The organism is Microcystis sp. LE19-10.1B, from assembly GCF_027530565.1.
Classification (GTDB): Bacteria; Cyanobacteriota; Cyanobacteriia; order Cyanobacteriales; family Microcystaceae; genus Microcystis; species Microcystis aeruginosa.
Genome location: NZ_JAPZQM010000668.1, coordinates 1 through 2,828 on the forward strand (window position 1 = coordinate 1; position 2,828 = coordinate 2,828).

Annotated in this window: 4 protein-coding genes; 3 read left to right on the top strand and 1 reads right to left on the bottom strand. The window is 40.1% G+C overall.

Features of this window, described 5'->3' with window-relative positions:
• Positions 1 to 342: 342 nt before the first annotated feature.
• A complete protein-coding gene (locus O9332_RS23890) occupies positions 343 to 1,338 on the bottom strand; it encodes a hypothetical protein (RefSeq protein WP_002758034.1) in 996 nt (331 codons plus the stop codon).
• A 159-nt stretch (positions 1,339 to 1,497) separates the two neighbouring features.
• On the opposite strand from O9332_RS23890, the gene O9332_RS23895 reads away from it, so the two are divergent.
• The 3 genes from O9332_RS23895 to O9332_RS23905 all read left to right on the top strand — a co-directional run bounded on the left by O9332_RS23895 (position 1,498) and on the right by O9332_RS23905 (position 2,351).
• A complete protein-coding gene (locus tag O9332_RS23895; RefSeq protein ID WP_002758035.1) occupies positions 1,498 to 1,788 on the top strand; it encodes a YiaA/YiaB family inner membrane protein in 291 nt (96 codons plus the stop codon).
• Positions 1,789 to 1,858: 70 nt separating this feature from the next.
• On the top strand, positions 1,859 to 2,101 hold the full coding sequence (locus O9332_RS23900; RefSeq protein ID WP_002758040.1) for a hypothetical protein: 243 nt from the start codon (positions 1,859 to 1,861) through the stop codon (positions 2,099 to 2,101).
• Positions 2,102 to 2,168: 67 nt separating this feature from the next.
• On the top strand, positions 2,169 to 2,351 hold the full coding sequence (locus tag O9332_RS23905) for a hypothetical protein (protein WP_002758041.1): 183 nt from the start codon (positions 2,169 to 2,171) through the stop codon (positions 2,349 to 2,351).
• The last annotated feature ends 477 nt before the right edge of the window (positions 2,352 to 2,828 follow it).

Consider the following 2,828-nt stretch of genomic DNA (forward strand, 5'->3'; position numbering starts at 1 on the left):
AAATCCTTATCTGGCAAGAGACTTAATTGATTAGTTCGCTCTAGATCAAAAATAATTGACAAAAATCGCCAAATGCCTTTCTATATAAGGGTTCCATCCCTTATAACCCCCGTCCATTGCATAACAAAAACCGAAGAACCATCCTTATCTGGCAAAAGACTTAATTGATTAGTTCGCTCTAGATAAAAAACAATTGACAAAAATCGCTAAATGCCTTTCTATATAAGGGTTCCATCCCTTATAACCCCCGTCCATTGCATAACACAAACCGAAGAGCCAATAACTCCTGACCCCGATATATTGAGGGGATACGATTTTTTCCCCGCCACTTCCCACTCCCGATTAAAATTGAATTTCACCCATATCTAGGGATAAAAAGCGATCGAGTCCTAAATACATCCAATAAATAGAGTTTGGGGATTCCTGAATAGTTTTTTGAAATCCCAAGGCTGCGCCTAATTTCTCATAATCAGGATGAATAATCAAAGTATGTAAATCGCAGAGATTAGGAAAATCTAATATCATTCTCTGGAGAGTTTTTTGGGCATCTTGCAGGAAGATTAAACGATATTTTTCTAAATAATTAGCATCAATCATCCAACTGCGAATAAATACCGAAAGACAATTTTCATCTCCCACAGATGCCATTTTAAAAGGATCCTGTTCGTTGATCGCACTTAGATGTAAACTCTTGTTAGGAGAGGTAAAAAAATTCGCTTCCGACTCGTTTGCGGTGGGATAGAGGAGATAAAAACCGACGGGATTAAGATTATCTACCCGACGCAAAACTCGCATACCTGTGGTGTAATCTTTTGCCCAACCCCGCAACAGACGAGAAATGCGATGGGGAATTGCTTCAGCATTGCGATTCATCCAGTTATAATTGCGTGTCAGCAAGTTAGCCACAGGAATCGCATCACAACGGGGATTAAATTGATCTAATTGCAATTCTACAGATGATTCTGAGCTATCAGGCTCTAAAATCCCCGTAATTGGCTTGATTTTAATTCTGGTTGTGTTGCCGTCAAAAATTTTTTCGATTAAACCAAGGGCTGCTAATTTATCTAACATCATACCGGCAGAGCGATCGCTGCCCTGGTCTTGATCCTGATAAAATAGATCGGATGCTTGTCGATGGGTACAGATAATGGCAGTGGTGGGAAAAATTAACTGGGATAAAGGGGGTTTTACCTGTCCTTCCTTGGCAATCGCATAAATCCAAAGACGCAGAAAACAAGTGGCACGCACCCGGGTTAATCCCACTCTCCCCACCAAGTGCTCGATCATTTGTTCTTGTTTTTCCCAAGAATACCAAATTTTCAGATGTTTAATCTCCATCTTTTTGGTCCTAGATTCTGACAATGATTATACTTGATACTTCACCCCACTTCACCCCAATTCACCCCAGTTCTCAACCCTCCCCCTACTAGATAGCGCTCATTGTTGTTGCACCTCTAGAACCGACAGAATGGTTCCAGAAACATTTAGGAGACGATTATGAACGATAAAAAATACGGTACTGCTCCCAGTCATACTCAAGCGTGGATTTTTCAAACTTGGTTATCTTTTATTGTCTCTATTTCTGCCACTTCTTTAGGAGTTATTTATCTGCCGGTAGATCCGTGGATTAAAGGTTATTTAGGCATGGGTTTACTATTTAGCGTCGGTTCCACCATTAATCTATCAAAAACTGTCCGCGATGTCGAAGAATCTAAACGCTTAATTAATCGCATTGACGAAGTAAAGTTAGAACGGATCTTGACTCAGTACGATCCTTATAAGGAGTAGTTTTTCTCAGTTATTGGTTATCAGTTTTTTCGATTATTCTAACTCTTTTTTCTGACTTAGGAGAGTTTATATGCTATTCACAACTAATCTCATCGGTGTGACCAAAGGAATAATTTCTCTTTTACAAAATCCCGGTAATACGCTGTCTGTATATGATATTGAAGATGGACTAAAAGAGAGTTGGTTACAGCGATTATCTTTGCAATATGTTAAAAGCGATCGGGAGCATCTCACCTTTGTAACTCCTAAATTAAGTTTTATGTCAAGCTATTTTGAAAGCCTTGCTAGAAGCAAGTTTCATCGACAAGTATAATTACTCACTTGCACAAATGAGATGCCTCCTCCCTAACAAATAAACAAACCAATAGATACTTGAGGCAATGATGATTGCAGAATTAAATATCCGGTTAGAAGCCCACGAAAAAACAACCGAAGAGATAAGGCTACGGAAGGAAGATATCGACCGGCAGTCGGCCGAGTTTAACCAGTGGATGACCAGAATCAAAGCAAGGCTGGATGCGATCGCAGGCAAGATCGAACGGGCCAAAAACAACACCAAGTAGGGTTTGTGGCAAAAAGTTTTTCCTGGGGGCAGGGTGTGGGGTGTGGGGTTTTACCAGTTTTGAGGTGGCCAATTACCTAATTTTCAGGGAAAAAGTGCCTAAATTTCCCCCCGATCACTCCCATATCCAGTACTTTTTGATTGACAAAAGGTCTAAAAGTTTTACCCAACAAGGTTTTTAGATTTATTCAGCAAGCCCTAAGTAAGCTTTCTTGGGCATTTTATCTCCCTGTCTTTAACGCTCTTGGAGGGAGTCTGGCAAAAGTCTTACAGTCTCTAAACCCTAGCTCTCTTATGGAGTAAGCCTTCAAGCTATCGCTAACTAACAGAAACCCGAAAGGCTCTTCGGTTTGTGTTATGCAATGGACGGGGGTTATAAGGGATGGAACCCTTATATAGAAAGGCATTTAGCGATTTTTGTCAATTATTTCTTATCTAGAGCGAACTAATCAATTAAGTCTCTTGCCAGATAAGGATT